The sequence below is a fragment of the Bacillus sp. B19-2 genome, from assembly GCF_022832475.1.
Classification (GTDB): domain Bacteria; phylum Bacillota; class Bacilli; order Bacillales; family Bacillaceae; genus Bacillus; species Bacillus paralicheniformis.
Window position 1 is genome coordinate 760,525 of sequence record NZ_JALHKQ010000002.1, and the last position, 16,502, is coordinate 777,026.

Annotated in this window: 18 protein-coding genes; 7 read left to right on the forward strand and 11 right to left on the reverse strand. The window is 48.4% G+C overall.

The features are described 5' to 3' along the window. The first annotated feature begins 18 nt into the window (after window positions 1-18). The 6 genes from MST20_RS10970 (at window position 19) to MST20_RS10995 (ending at window position 4,769) form a co-directional block, all read left to right on the forward strand. Window positions 19-780 (forward strand): DeoR/GlpR family DNA-binding transcription regulator, encoded by a 762-nt coding sequence (locus tag MST20_RS10970; RefSeq protein WP_243942142.1) that lies wholly within the window; start codon window positions 19-21, stop codon window positions 778-780. A gap of 85 nt (window positions 781-865) precedes the next feature. After that, window positions 866-1,417, forward strand: a complete 552-nt coding sequence (locus MST20_RS10975; protein ID WP_003185255.1) for a DJ-1/PfpI family protein — start codon at window positions 866-868, stop codon at window positions 1,415-1,417. A gap of 124 nt (window positions 1,418-1,541) precedes the next feature. Further along, window positions 1,542-1,847 carry a copper-sensing transcriptional repressor CsoR gene (gene csoR / locus MST20_RS10980; protein WP_020452956.1) on the forward strand — a complete coding sequence of 102 codons (306 nt, stop codon included), beginning with the start codon at window positions 1,542-1,544 and terminating at the stop codon, window positions 1,845-1,847. 94 nt (window positions 1,848-1,941) lie between these two features. Further along, on the forward strand, window positions 1,942-2,151 hold the full coding sequence (gene copZ / locus MST20_RS10985; protein ID WP_020452955.1) for a copper chaperone CopZ: 210 nt from the start codon (window positions 1,942-1,944) through the stop codon (window positions 2,149-2,151). 36 nt (window positions 2,152-2,187) lie between these two features. Beyond that, the gene (locus MST20_RS10990) at window positions 2,188-4,623 is read left to right on the forward strand and encodes a heavy metal translocating P-type ATPase (RefSeq protein ID WP_243942144.1); all 2,436 of its coding nucleotides are present in this window, start codon (window positions 2,188-2,190) and stop codon (window positions 4,621-4,623) included. Continuing rightward, window positions 4,620-4,769, forward strand: coding sequence for a hypothetical protein (locus MST20_RS10995; RefSeq protein ID WP_243942146.1), 150 nt, complete (start codon window positions 4,620-4,622; stop codon window positions 4,767-4,769). The genes MST20_RS10990 and MST20_RS10995 overlap by 4 nt, the downstream gene beginning before the upstream one ends. 43 nt (window positions 4,770-4,812) lie before the next feature. Here MST20_RS10995 and MST20_RS11000 read toward each other — a convergent pair whose 3' ends face one another. From MST20_RS11000 to MST20_RS11050, 11 genes are all read right to left on the reverse strand, one after another. Then, window positions 4,813-5,664: a tagatose bisphosphate family class II aldolase gene (locus tag MST20_RS11000; protein ID WP_243942148.1), complete on the reverse strand. Its 852-nt coding sequence runs from the start codon at window positions 5,662-5,664 to the stop codon at window positions 4,813-4,815. Between the two features lie 25 nt (window positions 5,665-5,689). Next, complete coding sequence (locus MST20_RS11005) at window positions 5,690-6,148, reverse strand: PTS sugar transporter subunit IIA (RefSeq protein WP_243942150.1); 459 nt, start codon at window positions 6,146-6,148, stop codon at window positions 5,690-5,692. 6 nt (window positions 6,149-6,154) lie between these two features. Beyond that, window positions 6,155-7,555 carry a PTS fructose transporter subunit IIC gene (locus tag MST20_RS11010; RefSeq protein ID WP_243942152.1) on the reverse strand — a complete coding sequence of 467 codons (1,401 nt, stop codon included), beginning with the start codon at window positions 7,553-7,555 and terminating at the stop codon, window positions 6,155-6,157. 13 nt (window positions 7,556-7,568) lie between these two features. Continuing rightward, entirely contained in the window at window positions 7,569-8,483 is a 915-nt protein-coding gene (gene pfkB / locus MST20_RS11015) for a 1-phosphofructokinase (protein ID WP_243942154.1), read from the reverse strand. An 83-nt stretch (window positions 8,484-8,566) separates the two neighbouring features. Then, a complete protein-coding gene (locus MST20_RS11020; protein WP_243942155.1) occupies window positions 8,567-9,346 on the reverse strand; it encodes a MurR/RpiR family transcriptional regulator in 780 nt (259 codons plus the stop codon). A gap of 108 nt (window positions 9,347-9,454) precedes the next feature. After that, on the reverse strand, window positions 9,455-9,781 hold the full coding sequence (locus tag MST20_RS11025) for a four-helix bundle copper-binding protein (protein ID WP_065644319.1): 327 nt from the start codon (window positions 9,779-9,781) through the stop codon (window positions 9,455-9,457). A 102-nt stretch (window positions 9,782-9,883) separates the two neighbouring features. Then, window positions 9,884-10,813 carry a metal ABC transporter substrate-binding protein gene (locus MST20_RS11030; protein ID WP_243942157.1) on the reverse strand — a complete coding sequence of 310 codons (930 nt, stop codon included), beginning with the start codon at window positions 10,811-10,813 and terminating at the stop codon, window positions 9,884-9,886. Window positions 10,814-10,840: 27 nt separating this feature from the next. Beyond that, complete coding sequence (locus MST20_RS11035; RefSeq protein ID WP_075751382.1) at window positions 10,841-11,701, reverse strand: metal ABC transporter permease; 861 nt, start codon at window positions 11,699-11,701, stop codon at window positions 10,841-10,843. After that, a complete protein-coding gene (locus MST20_RS11040; protein WP_243942160.1) occupies window positions 11,701-12,444 on the reverse strand; it encodes a metal ABC transporter ATP-binding protein in 744 nt (247 codons plus the stop codon). The genes MST20_RS11035 and MST20_RS11040 overlap by 1 nt, the downstream gene beginning before the upstream one ends. Window positions 12,445-12,668: 224 nt before the next feature. Then, window positions 12,669-13,703 carry a glycoside hydrolase family 3 protein gene (locus MST20_RS11045; RefSeq protein ID WP_243942162.1) on the reverse strand — a complete coding sequence of 345 codons (1,035 nt, stop codon included), beginning with the start codon at window positions 13,701-13,703 and terminating at the stop codon, window positions 12,669-12,671. Beyond that, window positions 13,657-14,076 (reverse strand): ABC transporter substrate-binding protein, encoded by a 420-nt coding sequence (locus tag MST20_RS11050; protein WP_243942164.1) that lies wholly within the window; start codon window positions 14,074-14,076, stop codon window positions 13,657-13,659. Before MST20_RS11050 ends, MST20_RS11045 begins: the two co-directional genes overlap by 47 nt. Window positions 14,077-14,330: 254 nt before the next feature. Here MST20_RS11050 and MST20_RS11055 point away from each other — a divergent pair, with 254 nt between their 5' ends. After that, window positions 14,331-16,442, forward strand: coding sequence for a heavy metal translocating P-type ATPase (locus tag MST20_RS11055; protein ID WP_279600010.1), 2,112 nt, complete (start codon window positions 14,331-14,333; stop codon window positions 16,440-16,442). Window positions 16,443-16,502 lie beyond the last annotated feature (60 nt).

Consider the following 16,502-nt stretch of genomic DNA (forward strand, 5'->3'; position numbering starts at 1 on the left):
AAGGAAGGAAGTAAACGGATGCTTGTAGCTGAAAGACACCAAAAAATCGTCGAGCTTGTCAATCTGCGCTCGAGCGTACGCGTCACAGAACTGAGCGAGCTTTTTTCCGTCACGGAAGAAACGATCAGGCGCGACTTGGAAAAGCTTGAGAAGGAAAATAAGCTGAAAAGAAGCCATGGCGGCGCGGTCAGCGTGCAGACCGAAGAAGCAGAGGTGCATTTTCGCGAGCGCGAAATTACAAACGTAAACGAAAAAAAGATGATTGCATTTGAAGCCGTCAAGCACGTGAAAAGCGGGGAACGAATTATTCTTGACGCCAGCACGACGGCATGGTACATGGCAAAAGCACTTGAAAACATCCCGCTGACCGTCATCACCAATTCAGTCAGAGTCGCGATTGAACTCAGCAAAAAAGAAAAGGTGACGGTCATTTCAACCGGCGGGATGCTGCTGCCGCAATCGATGTCATATGTCGGCCCTTTGGCTGAGCGCTCCCTTGATATGTATCATGTCAACAAAACTTTTCTGTCTTGCAAAGGCGTCGACCCTGCCAGCGGCTTGAGCGATTCAAACGAAATGCAGGCGCTGTTGAAAAAACGGATGATCGAGATTGCGGACGAAACGATTTTGATGGCGGACAGCAGCAAATTCGGAACCCGTGCTTTCTCGCAAATCGACCGCCTTCATAGCGGTTACAGGATCATCACAGATTCAGGAATTGACAAAGCAAACCTTGCCCTCTTGAAAGACATAACAGAGATCATCACGATCGTCGGCTGAAACCAAGCTTTTCAAGCACTTGATTTTAAAATCAGGCGCAAATGGGATAAAATAGAAGAGTAAAAAAGGAAAGGAGATGTTTTTGATGGCGAAAAAGATTTTGATCGTAACGGGCGACGCAGTTGAAGCGCTGGAAGTGTATTATCCTTATTACCGCTGTCTTGAAGAGGGCTATGAAACGACGATCGCCGCACCGAAAAAGAAAAAGATTCATACGGTTGTTCATGACTTTCTGGATTGGGATACATACACCGAAAAGCCGGGCTATTTAATTGACGCGCATGCTTCATTTGATGAGATTGATCCGTCCGAATACGACGGCATCATCATTCCGGGCGGACGCGCGCCGGAATTTATCCGGATGTACGATTCCCTGCTGAAAATTGTTGCTCATTTCTTTGAGGAAAATAAACCGGTCGGCGCGATTTGTCACGCGAGCCTGATTTTTACAAGCCTGAGAGAACATCTAAAAGGTCGGGAGCTGACGGCTTACATCGCCTGCAAACCGGAAGTCGAAGCCGCGGGCGCGACTTATGTTGAGGAGAAGCTTCATGTGGACGCCAACCTGGTCTCAGGCCATGACTGGTCCAATCTGCCGGAGTTTATGAGAGAGTTTTTTAAAGCGTTAAACAAATAATATGCAGGGACGACCCCGCAGCAGTTGGGGGTTGTCTCTTTTTTTTAGACATGTTCCGCTTCGCATTTTATAATGGTACAAACGGGTAACTTGGACAAAATATAATGGAAAGAGAGGTGCTCCGATGTCAGCAGATCATCATGAACACACATTAAATCCCAAAAGTTCTAAAGGAAAAGAACAAATCACAAACCGCTTAAAGCGGATTGAAGGGCAGGTCAGAGGCATTCAAAACATGATTGAAAATGACCGCTACTGCGTCGATATTCTCGTTCAAATCTCAGCTGTGCAAGCCGCGATGCAAAAGGTGGCTTTCAGCCTGCTTGAAGATCATACCCACCATTGCGTCGCAAACGCGATTAAAAGCGGTGAAGGCGAAGAGGCCATCGAGGAGCTGCTTGATGTGTTTAAGCGTTTTTCAAAGTCGTGAGCGAAAAAAGAGAAAATCGTTTTCTTGAAATACCCTACAGGGGTATGGTAATATAAAACCGATCAATATCATCAAACCATAGGAGGTTTTCAATATGGAACAAAAAACATTGAAAGTCGAAGGCATGTCTTGCAACCACTGTGTTCAGGCAGTAGAAGGAAACGTCGGAAAGCTTGGCGGAGTAGAGTCCGTTAAAGTGAATTTAAGCGAGGGCAAGGTCGAAGTGTCGTTTGATTCAGGCAAAGTATCGCTGAAAGAAATCATCGATACGATCGAAGATCAGGGGTATGATGTCGCAGGCTAATGTATACCTATAAGGGGTATATAAGGAGTGAAGGATATGGACGAACAAAAAGAAGCCACCCTCCAAATCTCTGGCATGACCTGTGCCGCCTGTGCGGCGCGGATCGAGAAAGGGTTGAAAAGGCTTGACGGCGTTCAGGACGCAAATGTGAACTTGGCGCTGGAAAAATCAAAAATCGTTTATGATCCGGGGCAAATCGAAGTCGGACAGCTGGCTGAGAAAGTCGAATCGCTCGGCTATCAAGTTCCAGCGGAAAAAGCCGAATTCGCAATTTCCGGCATGACGTGTGCGGCTTGCGCCAACCGGGTGGAAAAGCGCCTCAACAAGCTGCCGGGCGTCAAAAACGCCGCTGTCAACTTTGCCTTAGAGACTGCGGCAGTCGACTATCATACCGGTGCGGTTTCGCCGGAGGAAATGATCGAAGCCGTTGAAAAGCTCGGCTACAAGCTTGAGTTGAAAAAAGACCGAACTGCGGATGGAGCGGCGGAACAAAGAGAAAAAGGCATTCAGCGTCAAACCGGCAAATTTATTTTTTCAGCCATTTTATCGTTTCCGCTGCTTTGGGCAATGGTCAGCCATTTCAAATTCACGTCATTTATATGGCTGCCGGGGATGTTCATGGATCCCTGGGTTCAGTTCGCCTTGGCGACACCGGTTCAATTTATCGTCGGGAAACAGTTTTACACAGGGGCTTATAAAGCGCTGCGGAACAAAAGCGCCAATATGGATGTGCTGGTCGCTCTCGGCACGTCTGCCGCCTATTTTTACAGCTTGTATTTAAGCATTGAAAGCCTCGGCACGAACCGGCATCCGGACGGCCTTTATTATGAAACAAGCGCCATCCTCTTAACTTTGATCATTTTAGGAAAGCTGTTTGAAGCGAAAGCGAAAGGGCGCTCATCCGAAGCGATCAAAAAGCTGATGGGGCTGCAGGCAAAGACAGCGACCGTTGTCAGGAACGGCGAAGAGATGACTGTGCCGATTGAAGACGTTTTGGCAGGCGACATCTTGTACGTGAAGCCAGGTGAAAAAGTACCGGCAGACGGAGAGATTGTCGAAGGGCGTTCTGCGCTGGATGAATCGATGATCACCGGTGAAAGCATCCCTGTTGACAAGACGGTTGGAGATCCGGTTATCGGTGCTACAATCAATAAAAATGGATTTTTAAAAGTAAGGGCAGAAAAAGTAGGCAAAGATACTGCGCTGGCGCAGATTATCAAAGTCGTGGAAGAGGCGCAAGGTTCAAAAGCGCCGATTCAGCGGCTTGCAGACCGGATTTCCGGGGTTTTTGTACCGATTGTCGTGGCGATCGCGGTCATCACATTTTTCGTCTGGTATTTGGCGGTTAGCCCCGGCGAATTCGGCACGGCGCTGGAAAAGCTGATTGCGGTGCTTGTGATCGCATGTCCGTGCGCGCTCGGTTTGGCAACACCGACATCGATCATGGCCGGATCGGGCCGTGCGGCTGAATTCGGAATTTTATTCAAAGGCGGCGAACATTTGGAGACGGCTCACCGCTTGGAGACGATCGTGCTTGACAAGACGGGGACGGTCACAAATGGAAAGCCTCAGCTCACAGATGTGTGCCCTGAACCATGGATCGATGAAACATCGTTTCTCAAGCTTATCGGTGCTGCGGAAAAAAGCTCTGAACATCCGCTTGCAGAAGCCATTGTCGAAGGCGTTAAAAAGAGAGAGATAGAACCGGCCTCAGCAGACAGCTTTGAAGCGATACCCGGCTATGGTATCGAAGCCGCAATCAGTGAAAAACGGATTTTGATCGGCACAAGACGGCTGATGGAAAGCCGTGATATTGACATTCGAGAGGCGCACAGCAAAATGGAAGAGCTCGAAACACAAGGAAAGACGGCGATGCTTGCCGCCATCGACGGTCGGTTTGCCGGGATGATCGCCGTCGCCGATACGATAAAAGACACGTCGAAAAGAGCGGTGAAAAGGCTGCATGATATGGGGCTTGAAGTCGTCATGATCACCGGGGACAACCGGCGGACGGCAGAAGCGATTGCTGCTGAAGCCGGCATTCAGCACGTCATCGCAGAAGTTCTGCCTGAAGGAAAAGCAGATGAAGTGAAGAAAATTCAGGCAAAAGGCAAAAAAGTTGCGATGGTCGGCGACGGCATCAATGATGCGCCGGCACTGGCGGCAGCCGATACCGGAATGGCGATCGGAACGGGGACTGACGTCGCCATGGAAGCCGCCGACATCACCTTGATCCGCGGCGATTTAAACAGCATCGCCGATGCGATCCTTATGAGCCGGCTGACGATCAAAAATATTAAACAAAACCTTTTTTGGGCGTTTGCCTACAACAGCATCGGCATTCCGTTCGCGGCCGTCGGGCTTTTGGCCCCGTGGATCGCAGGTGCCGCGATGGCGTTCAGTTCGGTCTCTGTCGTTCTGAATGCACTCAGGCTGCAAAAGGTGAAGCTTGATTGGAGGAATCCGTCTTGAAGGATAAAACAGTGCTCGCTTGGACGGTTTCGGCGGTTGTTTATGTAGGAATTGTCATGCTCGTATACAGCATATTGGCCGCTCAGGAACCGATACCTGATGAAAAGCCTCATGACGGTCATGTTTTAGAAGAGCATAGCAGATGATTTGCTAAAAAGCCGGATGTTCTTTAACATCCGGCTTTTTGTATTAGTATCTGTTATTGCTCATACACATCAAAATCTTTTCCAGAACGATTTCTTTCATGGCTTCTTTGGCGGGGGTCATATATTTTCTTGGATCGCTTGCATCGGTGTGTTCATGCAGATAACGGCGCAGTTTATCTGAAAAAGGAATTTTTAATTCAGTCGCGATATTTACTTTTGCACAGCCGAGCTTGATGCACTTTCTTACATCTTCTTGCGGAATTCCCGAGGCGCCGTGCAGGACGAGCGGAACTGAAACCCGTTTTTGAATCGCGGCCAGCCGGTCAAAATCGATATTGGGCTCTTTTGAGTAAAGCCCGTGGGCTGTACCGATTGCCACCGCCAGTGAATCGATTCCGGTTTTCTCGACGAACTCTTTTGCTGCATCCGGATCGGTGTAATAAGCGTCAGCTTCATCCACGATTAAATCATCTTCCTGTCCGCCGAGCCTTCCGAGCTCGGCTTCTACAGTGGCATCTTTTTGCCGGGCATATTGTACGACGCTCGCTACAATTGCGGTATTTTCGGCAAATGGACGGTGCGAAGCATCAATCATCACAGATTTTGTCCCTAATGATAAAGACTCGCGAATATCATCAATCTCTTCATGATGATCGAGATGAAGGGCGACCGGGATTGAGCAGCGCGCTGCGGCCGTTTCTGCAATCGCTTGAATATAGTCGCGGCCTGCATAGCTGAAGGTTCCGGGAGTAGCCGCAAGAATCACGGGGGACCTTAAGGCTTCAGCCGCTTCTGTCACGGCTTGCACGGTTTCAAGGTTGTGTATGTTAAAGGCCGGCACCGCATAGCCGTTTGTCTGTGCGTCCAACAGCATTTTCTTCGTATTTGTCAGCATATCGATTCCTTCTTTCTGATCAAAATTAGGATATATAGCTTGAAAAGGTGTTCAGAATGTCGTCAGGACTCGAGGCTTCAAGCAGCTGCTGCCTCGCATCTTCGTGAACAAGCATGCGAGACACCGATGATAATAGATTGAGATGTGTGCTGCCTGCCTCGGCATCTGGTATTAATAAAGCAATAATAAATGTGACAGGGTTTTGATCAAGCGCGTTCCATTCGATTCCCGTCTGGTTTTGAATGATGATGACAGATGCTTCTGTAATGTCCTTCAGTTTTGCATGGGGAATGGCAAAGCCTTCAATGAAGCCGGTCGTACTTTCAGCCTCTCTTTGTGCCAATCCGTGAATGACCGCTTGTTTTGTTTTGGCGGCTTCCGATTCATATGCGATCTGAGCCACCCGGTCAAACGTTTCCGCTTGGGAAGATAACGTTTCTTGAAGATAGATGTGCTCTTTTTTGATTAAAGCTGCTGTGCCCATATTTGATCAGCCTTTCTGTTTTTCATATGTCCGTTTTTGGTAAAAGCCGTATAAGAAGGCGCCGATAAGCGATCCGATGATAATCGACAACACCCACTGAAAGGCTCCTGTGACAACGGGAAGTACAAGGAATCCGCCGTGCGGAGCAGGTACTTGAACTGCGAATGAGTATGTTAATATCGCCGATACCGAAGAGCCGATCATCAAAATCGGAATGACAGGGATCGGTTTTTTTGCGGCGAACGGGATAGCACCTTCGGTAATATGAGTGGCGCCGAGAATAAAATTGACAAGCCCTGCATTTCGGTCCTGCTGGCTGAAATATTTGCGGAAAAGCAAAGTGGCAAACGCAATGACGAGCGGCGGTGTGATGCACGCGGCGGAAACGCCTGCCATGAAATATTGGTTCCCTTCAGCGAGAAGAGCAGTGCCGGTGACATAAGCGGCTTTATTGACCGGTCCGCCCATGTCAAATGCGCTCATACAGCCGATAATCAAGCCGAGAATGACGGGGTTCGCCCCTTGAAAATCGGCTAAAAAGTCCTTCATCCCTTCATTGATGGCCGTCATCGGCTCGACGAGGAAAAACATGACCGCACCGATCAGAAAAATGCCGATAACCGGATATAGAAAAATTGCTTTTAGCCCTTCAAGGGACTGAGGCATTTTTTTAAGTGCATACGAGAGACCGTAAATGATCAGTCCCGCCAAAAAACCGGATACGATGCCGCCCAGAAAACCCGCTCCACCCGTGCTGGCGATCATGCCGCCGATAAAACCGACAATCAGGCCGGGGCGTTTGGCCATTGAATCGGCGATATAGGCGGATAAAATCGGAACCATCAGCTGGAAGCCGAAGGCACCAGTTTTATTCAGCAATTCGGCAAAAGCGTTGTAGCTTGGATGTTCAGGATCTGCTGAATGGATACCGAATAAAAAGGATAGTGCTATCAAAACCCCTCCGCCGACGACAAATGGGAGCATGTGGGAAACCCCGTTCATCAAATGTTTATATATTTTACGGCCGATGGAAGCGGCTTCGCCTGTTTGGGGTTCATCCTCTGTATTTGCCGTTGTTTGTCCGCGGTAAATCGGCGCTTCGCCGTTCATCAGCGCCCGAATTAAAGATTCGGCATCTCGGATGCCCCGCGCAACCGGGACGTCAAGGACGCGTTTGCCTGCAAAACGCTCGGCGCCTACATCCTTGTCAGCTGCAACAATGACTCCGTCGGCTTGTTTAATGTCCTCTGGTGATAGTTCGTTTTGAACGCCGATTTGTCCGTGTGTTTCGACTTTGATTTCTACACCCAGTTTGGCGGCGGCCTGTTTTAAGGCCTCTTCAGCCATAAATGTATGGGCAATTCCTGTTGGACAGCCGGTTGCCGCGATGATTTTGAACTTTTTCATAAGAAAACCCCCTTTATAAATGAGTGATTTGAATTTGTGAAGCGGTTTGATCGAGTTTGGACACATCTCCGAGTCCTTTCGAGAAAGCCGTCAAGGATCCGGCGGCAGAGGCGTGTCTGAGTGCTTCAGGAACAGAACAGCCGAGCTCCTGTTTTCCGACGAACACGGCAAGCATGGCATCGCCGGCACACGCTGTATTGACAACTTTGCCTTTCGCAGCGGTCGCTTTTAAGGTTCTTTGGCGGTCCAAATAAAGGGCGCCGTCTTTGCCGCGGGAGATGAGAACCCTTTCAGCGCCGCGGTCGAGAAGCTCCTTTCCGTAATGGATGATGTCTTCTTCAGACAGCGCTTTCTTCCGGCTGAAAAAAGCGGCAAGCTCCTGTTCATTCGGTTTAATCAGGTAAGGATGGTATGAAAGACAATCTAATAGGACAGGAGAACTGATATCCAAGATCAATTTCAGTTTGTTTTCGGCGGCAATCTCGGAAAGCGAAAGGTAGATGTCATCGGGGACTCCTCTCGGAAGACTGCCTGAAACAAATAAAAAGCGGCCGGACGGAATTTGACGGATTTTGTTGAGCAGCTCCTGTGTTCGACCAACAGATATAAGCGGACCTTTGTTTACGATTTTGAATTCCCTGGTGGCATTAATAAAAATATTAATCCGTGAGATGCCTTCGACTTCGACAAAGTCTGTGACGATTTTTTCATTGAGCAGTTCATTTTCAATAAAACGCCCGGTAAATCCGCCTGTAAATCCAAGCGCGGTATTGTTAAGGCCGAGGCGCTTGAGCATAAAAGAAATATTGACACCCTTTCCGTTTGGCTGATAATCTTCATCTTTAGTGCGGTTGACGACATCGGGAAGCAGCTCGTCGGTTTCAACGAATAAGTCGACCGCGGTATTCATCGTGCATGTATAAATCATGCTGTATCCCCCCTTTATCTGTGGCTTCACAGACATTATGTCACAGATAAAAGGGGGGATGTTTACAGGTTGTGTAAAGGTTTTCAGCTATGAGCGGTGCGGATGACGTATGAGTCCAGCATGATGCGGGAGAGGACTTGCAGAGGAAGGCGAGAGCGGACTTCATAATCGGGAAAAAATGATTGTTCACCTTTAAACCCGACCAGTACGATCTCTGATAATTTCGCAAGACGCGAATCGATCCTTGTTGTTAATGTAATGGTGGAAATGGCTTGCAATTTGAAATTTTGAGCGGCTTCAACAAGCTCTTCTGTCTCGCCGTTCAGGGAAACAAAAAGGCCGAGGTCTTTTTTGGCCAGTGTTTTTGACTTGCCTCTAATAATATTCGGGTCGCTGTGCATCTCGCAGTTTTTGCCGAGCAGCTGAAGCTTGATCGTCATCTCGGTCCCAATCATTTCCGACAATCCTCTTGCGAAAATGTAAACTTTTTCGGCATTGCTGATTTTTTGAATGGCATCTTCGATCAACCCGATATCAAGCATTTTAATCGTATCCAGAACTTCTCTTTCATTCTTTAGCACGGCCTGTTTAATTTGGCTGTCGATATCATCCATCAGCGGAGCGTGTCCGAGGTGGTGTTTTTCTTTTAATGCGTACTTAAAAGAAGTGTAGCCGTCATAACCGAGCTTTTTCATTAACCTGACAATTGTGGCTGTTGAAACATTTGCATCCTCGCTTAATTTTACAATCGATAAAGTGGCGATGACATCTAAGTGCTGATAAATGTACTTGAGCAAATGCCGTTCTGAATCGCTGAGCGACTGATATGTGTCAGAAGTCATTTGAAATACGCTGTCTTTCATATTAAAACCCCCTTTTATAGTCATATTGTATCAGTTTAGCAAGGGGGAGGAGAAAAAATAAACGTTTCCGACATAACAATATCCGGCCCGAGAGCCGGATATTTCAAGTTAAGAAGCGATTTTTCTGCATGCTTCCGCACATGCAAAGCAGCTTTCAGCACAAAGCTGGCAGTGGTCATGCTTGTGCAGGCTGCATTCATTGCCGCAAGCTTCGCAAACCTTTGCGCAAAGCTGGCAAATGTCTTCGGCATACGGGCTGTTGCGCGTCATTGCTTGAAGTGCGAATCCGCACATCTCTGCGCATTCCCGGTCAAGCCGGATGCATTCGGCCATCATTCCCGCGTCTTCTTCCATCAGACATTTGTCAAAGCAGTGATTGCAGGCTTCAAGGCATTCCCGGCAGGCTTTGATGCATTCCTCATATACAGATTCCACGACATACACTCCTTTTTCTGCGTTTTCCCTTCGTTGTACCCTGCTTTAAAAGCGGGAAAACATAAGAAAAACTGCTGTACATCGTGTACAGCAGTTCGTCGGTTATTCGGCGAGACCTTGATGGATCCGGTCAAGGTTTTCTTTCATCATCTTATAATAGGAATCTCCCGCTTCACCGGGCTTTCCGATCGAATCGGTGAAGACTTTTGCTTTAATCGGCACGCCCGTTTCCGCTGACAGGCTTTCCATGCTTCGCGGGTCAACGCTTGTCTCCACGAATAAGGCCGGGACGTCCTTTTTTTTCACCGTGTCGACGATTTTTTTCATCTGACCGGGAGTTCCTTCGTTTTCGGTATTGATTTCCCAAATATACTGCGCGTCGACGCCGTAGGCCGATGCGAAATATTTAAAAGCTCCTTCGCTCGTCACAAGGACGCGGCGCTCTTTCGGTATATCTTTAAAGCGGTTCACCGCTTCATTATGAAGCGTTTGCAGCTTGCCGATATAGGCTTCCGCGTTTTTCTCGTAGTCTTCTTTATGGTCGGGATCATTTTTGATCAGCGCATCTCTTGCGTTTTTGGCATATTGAATCCCGTTTTCTATATCGAGCCATGCATGGGGATCTTCTTCCGTTTCTTTACCTTTGGCGGTGAGATGCTTTGGCTTGACCCCTTTGCTCAGTTTGTAGACAGGGGCGTCATCGCCGTCTTTTTCAGCTGTTTCCAGCAGCTTGTTAAACCAGCCGTTTCCCGTCTCCAAATTGAGGCCGTTGTAAAAGACGATATCGGCGTCCGTCGTTTTTTGCACGTCTTTAGGCAGCGGATCGTATTCGTGCGGGTCTGTTCCGACAGGTACAATGCTGTATAAATCGATGTGATCTCCTCCGACTTGTTTGACGATGTCATAGAGAATGGAGTAGGTGGTGACGACCTTCAGCTTTCCGTTTTCTTCACTGCTGCTTTTCGAGGAGCAGCCGGCGGCAAGAACAAGAATCAATGCCGCCGCAATGGCTAATGTTTGCTTCCATTTCATGTTTTGTTTTCCCCCTTTATATTGCGGTTATGATTGAAGTGCTGCCCGTTTTCTTCTTGATTTCAAAGCTCTCCAAAGCACGCCTTGTTTCGGTGAAAATGTAAAGGAAAGTCCGAACAAAATCGTAGCCACGAGCACGATCGCCGCTCCTGAGGAGAGGTTGTACGTATAGCTTAATCCAAGACCGACGACCGCTGACAAAGCGCCGAGGAAAGCGGACAAATAGATCATCACCCACAGCCGGTCCGTTAATAAATAAGCGGTTGCGGCAGGCGTGATCAGCATCGCGACGACGAGGATAATGCCGACGGTCTGAAGCGATGCGACCGTGACCATCGTTAAAAGCGTCATTAAAAAGTAGTGAATCAGCCGGTTCGGCAAGCCGTAGACGGCCGCCATCGTCGGGTCGAAAGAGGTGATGAGCAGCTCTTTGTAAAACAAAAAGACGGCGGTAAGAATAATGACTCCGATGACGAGCGTGATCCACATGTCGGATGAACGAACGGCCAGCACATTTCCGAATAAGATGTGGTACAGATCGCTTGAGCTTTTGACAAGCGTAATCAAAATGATCCCGACGGCGAAAAAGGCCGTGAAGACGATACCGATGGCCGAATCGTTTTTAATCCGGCTGTTTTGGCTGACATAGCCGATTCCGAGAGCCGTCAGGATGCCCGTAAAGACGGCCCCGAAGAAAAAATTGACGCCGAGCATATAAGAGATGGCGACGCCGGGAAGGACCGCGTGTGAAATCGCATCTCCCATCAGCGCCATTCCCCTGAGAATGATAAAGCAGCCGATGACGCCGCAAATGATGCCCACCATAATCGATGTGAACAGCGATTTTTGCAGAAATGAATATTCCATCAAACCATGGATAAATTCCATCAGATCGCACCTCTTTTCGATTGCAGGAACGGAAGCTGAGATTCATAGGCTTTCATCATCACGTCGGGATTGAGGATGTCTGAGACAGGGCCTTTTTGAATCAGCTCTTTGTTCAGCAAAATTAATTCATTGAAGTAGCTGTCCGCTTTGCTCAAATCGTGATGGACGACAAGAACGGTCTTTCCTTGATCACGAAGTTCCTTTAAGATGCTGACGATCATTTCTTCGCTCGTCACATCAATTCCGACGAACGGTTCGTCAAGACAGAACAGCTCTGCTTTTTGGGCGAGCGCCCGGGCGAGAAAAACGCGCTGCTGCTGCCCGCCTGACAGTTCACCGATCTGGCGCTTGGCGTATGCTTCCATCCCGACTTTTTCTAGACAGTGATATGCCCAGTCTTTATCGTGCTTTTTCGGACGTCTGAAAAGGCCGAGTTCAGGATACGTGCCGAGGATGACGGTGTCGAGGACATTGATCGGGAACGTCCAATCCATATCATTCCGCTGCGGAACATAGGCGATTTGCTTGCGTACATCTTTGAGCGGTTTTCCGAGCAGACGGATGTCGCCTTTATCCTTTGGAATCAATTGGAGCATGGCTTTTAACAGTGTTGATTTTCCTGCGCCGTTCGGTCCGATAACGCCCGCCATCATTCCTTGATCGAGCGAGAAATTGATATTACGGAGCGCTTCTGCGCCGTGATAAGAAACATATAAATCTTTTACAGTAATCGCGGGCTTCATAGGTTCATTGACCCCTTTCTATGTCTATATGAAAGTTAACCTGAATACAATATTTTTGTTACAGCAATATTTTATTGCCTTGTGACATTTTTTTTACCTAATGCAACTTTTGATTGAATTCTAATATATCATTCCTAAGTTGTAAAGCGCTAAAATTGCTGAAAAACGGTAAAAGCCATGCAGATCAAGCTGCATGGCTTTAAAAAAATTTCTTCTGTGCCGGTTTATCGTTCAAATTGAAACGTATCGATTGCGACTTTTCCTTTGAAGACAAAGTAGATGCGATGGGTGCCTGCCGATTTTCGGACGGAAGCTTTTATCGTTTTCCAGTTTTGCAATCCGGATGTGTCAGGCACTTTTAACGAACCGATTTGCTTTCCTTTTTGAGGATGATCGAGGAAGATGCCGATTTCGCCGCCACCTCTGCTTGCAACCTTTGCTTTTATCCTTTTTTCGCCTTTGAAGCGGACATCATGGAAGGCGATCCACGCGTTTACTGTACTGCTTTTTACCGCATCGCCGCCGTATTTGGACTCTTCGGTGATGAGCACGCCTTTGTAGTCGTCGTAGTTTTCAGCGATTGTCTGCCGCCGCAAGTTTCGTTCTCGAATCGTTTCACCTTGGACGAAAATCCGCTTTGTCTTGCGGATGTCCGTCGTCGAGCTCCCGACCGATATTTTGTATGCGCCTCTTTCAACGGCAAACGTTTCGCTCGTTACATCCCAGAAGGCAAGGTCTGTCTGTTTCAGCTTGAATGTCACGGTTTTCGTTTCTTTCGGTGCCAGTTCAACCCGCTGAAAGTTTTTTAAGTCCAGATTCGGCTGTTTAACCCGCGTTTTAAACAGGGGAGAAGTATAGAGCTGAACGACCTCATCTCCTTTTCTTCCGCCTGTGTTGGTGACGTTGACGTGGATCGTGACGGAGCCGTCTTTTTTGATGCTGTCAGAGGAAACGCTTAAACCGCTGTAGCGGAACGCTGTATAGGATAACCCGTGGCCGAACGGATACAGCGGCTTGCCTTCGAAATATTTATAGGTTCTTTTCCCTTTGATGATATCGTAATTCATCATATCCGGCAGTTCTTTAACTGACGTGTGCCAAGTTTGCGTCAGCCGTCCGCCGGGATTTTCATCTCCAAAGAGAATGTCCGCCAATGCGCTTCCCGCCTCCTGGCCTCCGTGAGCGGAGTATATGATCGCAGGAATGTGCGCTTTAGCCCAGTTGAGAGCGAACGGATAGCTTTGAGAGCGGCCCCTCATAATACCGGTCAGCCTGCCCCCATTGCTCGACTTTCTCCGTCAAATCTTCGAGCACGCCCATGGCGGCGAATGAGGCATTGTCGACATTGTCGAGGAAAACGGCGTCAGGCATGGCATTGCCGGCTGCTCCGACAGACAATTGCTTTTTCACTTCATTAAATGGAATGTACTCTGTTACAACTTTGTACCGGTCCTGAGACCGATTGTACTGTTCGACAAGTTCATGATAAAGTTCCTGCTGCTTACCGGTGAAGTAATCCCAGACTTTGATTTTTTCCGTATGCTTTGCGTCAGCATTGGTGCCGCTTTTGCAGCCTGCGGAAAAAACGAGAAGAAAGGCGAGGCAGAGGATCATCAGACACGATTTTTTCAAAAACGTTCACTCCTTATGAAAAAAAGCTTGTTAGTTTAATAGATAAACTAAGTATATTTTGGCATCGCTTCTAATATGCCAGCAGAGTTTCGCAGGCGCGAAAGCAGGGTAAACGCGGAAACAGTCCGGTGTGTATGATAACAAAGATCGATTGACACATTTTTCGGATGAAGCATATAATAAGGGTAAATAATATATGCGTATATGCTCATATATAAAATAAAGCCCGGCGCTGAAAAAGAAAGGTGAGAGAGATGGAAAAGGTGAAGCAGGAATACATGTTAAACGGTCTCGACTGCGGCAATTGCGCACAAAAAATTGAGCATGAGATAGCCGGTATGAAAGGGATTGAAGCGTGTTCAGTCAATTTCGCAACAAGCACGCTGACTGTCAAAGTCGACCAAAACAGCGGTGAAGACATTCCTTCAAAAATAAAGAAAAAAGTAACCGAGATCGAACCGCACGTCAACGTCATGTTGAAGGAAGGGACAAAACAGGCTCCATCCGAAGGTGATGGCCGGTTTAAAAAAACGGTTGCAAGACTGGCTGCAGGCACCGTTCTCGGCGCGGCGGGCTTTCTGCTTCCCGGCGGTACCGCAGCTGAGTGGATTCTCTTTTTCCTTGCTTACCTCATCATCGGCGGTGATGTCGTATTAAGGGCCGTCAAAAACATCTTTCGCGGCCGGGTTTTTGATGAGCACTTTTTAATGACGATCGCCACTCTGGGTGCATTTATCATTCAGCAGTATCCCGAGGGTGTGGCGGTTATGCTGTTCTATCAAGTAGGCGAGCTGTTCCAGGGAGCCGCGGTCAGCCGCTCCCGGAAATCGATCAGCGATTTGATGGACATCCGTCCCGATTATGCCAATCTTCAAACGGAAGGCGGTACGGTCAAAGTATCTCCTGATGAGGTTAAAGCGGGCGATGTCATCATTGTCAAGCCAGGAGAGAAAGTCCCGCTTGACGGCAAAGTGCGAGCGGGCAAATCGCTTGTCGATACGTCTGCATTAACCGGGGAATCCGTTCCGCGAGAAGCCGCGCCGGGCGAAGAGGTGCTGAGCGGATTTGTCAACAAAAACGGCGTGCTTGAAGTGAAAGTGGACAAAGAATACAGTGAATCAACCGTTTCAAAGATTCTTGACCTCGTCCAGAATGCCAGCAGCAGAAAAGCGAAAACAGAGAACTTTATCACCAAATTCGCCAAGTACTACACGCCTTTTGTTGTCATAGTCGCGCTTCTTCTCGCTTTTGTCCCGCCGCTGATCATTTCCGGAGCCGCGCTGTCGGATTGGGTGTACCGCGCCCTCGTCTTTTTGGTCATTTCTTGTCCGTGCGCCCTCGTCGTTTCCATTCCGCTCGGCTTTTTCGGCGGCATCGGAGCGGCGTCAAAAGCAGGTATACTCGTAAAAGGCGGCAATTATTTAGAAGCGCTCAATGATGTCAAATACGCCGTTTTTGACAAAACAGGCACTTTAACAAAAGGCAAATTTGCCGTTGTTAAGCTGTCGCCGGCAGGCCGTGTCAAAGAAGATGAACTGCTTGAATATGCGGCGCTTGCCGAACATTTCTCAGGCCATCCGATCGCCGAGTCGATCCGTGAAGCATACGGGAAGGAAGTCCAAGCGGATCGCATCAAGGATTACAGCGAGACGGCCGGCTTCGGCGTCAGAGCGGTTGTAGACGGAGCCGTCATGTTGGCCGGCAATGCCAAGCTCATGAAGAAATTCGGCATACAGTATCAAGAGGAAAGCGAAATCGGTACGGTTGTTTATGTAGCCGCCGGCGATACGTTTATCGGCTCGATTGTTATCGCAGACGAAATCAAAGAGGATGCCAAGCTTGCGATCTCTGCTTTGAAAAAAGCGGGGATTAAAAAAACGGTGATGCTGACGGGCGACGCGAAAGAAACCGGCGAGGCGGTCGGCGCGGAACTGTCCATTGATGAAGTGCATGCGGAACTTCTTCCGCAGCACAAGGTGGACCGCATTGAAGCATTTGACAAGCAAAAGCTTCCAAAAGAAAAGCTGCTTTTCGCAGGAGACGGCATCAACGATACGCCGGTCTTGGCGAGAGCGGATATCGGTGTTGCCATGGGAGGCCTCGGCTCTGATGCGGCAGTCGAAGCGGCTGATATTGTGATCATGACAGACCAGCCTTCAAAAATTGCGGAAGCCATCAGCATTGCCAAGCGGACGAGGGCGATAGTCTGGCAGAATATTATCTTTGCACTCGGCGTTAAAAGTGTTTTTCTCATCTTGGGTGCTTTCGGCATCGCGACGATGTGGGAAGCCGTCTTTTCAGACGTCGGTGTTACCCTTTTAGCGGTTTTAAATGCGATGCGGGTTTTAAAAGTGAAAGAAATGTAACTTTTTTACCACCTAATGAACTGGAAATTCCTTTTTTAGCATCTTCACGAATGCGGCTTG

Coding starts and splice junctions, on each gene's coding strand:
- MST20_RS10970 (WP_243942142.1), top strand. CDS start 19: ATGCTTGTAGCTGAAAGACACCAAAAAATCGTCGAGCTTGTCAATCTG.
- MST20_RS10975 (WP_003185255.1), top strand. CDS start 866: ATGGCGAAAAAGATTTTGATCGTAACGGGCGACGCAGTTGAAGCGCTG.
- csoR (WP_020452956.1), top strand. CDS start 1,542: ATGTCAGCAGATCATCATGAACACACATTAAATCCCAAAAGTTCTAAA.
- copZ (WP_020452955.1), top strand. CDS start 1,942: ATGGAACAAAAAACATTGAAAGTCGAAGGCATGTCTTGCAACCACTGT.
- MST20_RS10990 (WP_243942144.1), top strand. CDS start 2,188: ATGGACGAACAAAAAGAAGCCACCCTCCAAATCTCTGGCATGACCTGT.
- MST20_RS11000 (WP_243942148.1), bottom strand. CDS start 5,664: ATGCTGACAAATACGAAGAAAATGCTGTTGGACGCACAGACAAACGGC.
- MST20_RS11005 (WP_243942150.1), bottom strand. CDS start 6,148: ATGGGCACAGCAGCTTTAATCAAAAAAGAGCACATCTATCTTCAAGAA.
- MST20_RS11010 (WP_243942152.1), bottom strand. CDS start 7,555: ATGAAAAAGTTCAAAATCATCGCGGCAACCGGCTGTCCAACAGGAATT.
- pfkB (WP_243942154.1), bottom strand. CDS start 8,483: ATGATTTATACATGCACGATGAATACCGCGGTCGACTTATTCGTTGAA.
- MST20_RS11020 (WP_243942155.1), bottom strand. CDS start 9,346: ATGAAAGACAGCGTATTTCAAATGACTTCTGACACATATCAGTCGCTC.
- MST20_RS11030 (WP_243942157.1), bottom strand. CDS start 10,813: ATGAAATGGAAGCAAACATTAGCCATTGCGGCGGCATTGATTCTTGTT.
- MST20_RS11035 (WP_075751382.1), bottom strand. CDS start 11,701: ATGGAATTTATCCATGGTTTGATGGAATATTCATTTCTGCAAAAATCG.
- MST20_RS11040 (WP_243942160.1), bottom strand. CDS start 12,444: ATGAAGCCCGCGATTACTGTAAAAGATTTATATGTTTCTTATCACGGC.
- MST20_RS11045 (WP_243942162.1), bottom strand. CDS start 13,703: ATGAGGGGCCGCTCTCAAAGCTATCCGTTCGCTCTCAACTGGGCTAAA.
- MST20_RS11055 (WP_279600010.1), top strand. CDS start 14,331: ATGGAAAAGGTGAAGCAGGAATACATGTTAAACGGTCTCGACTGCGGC.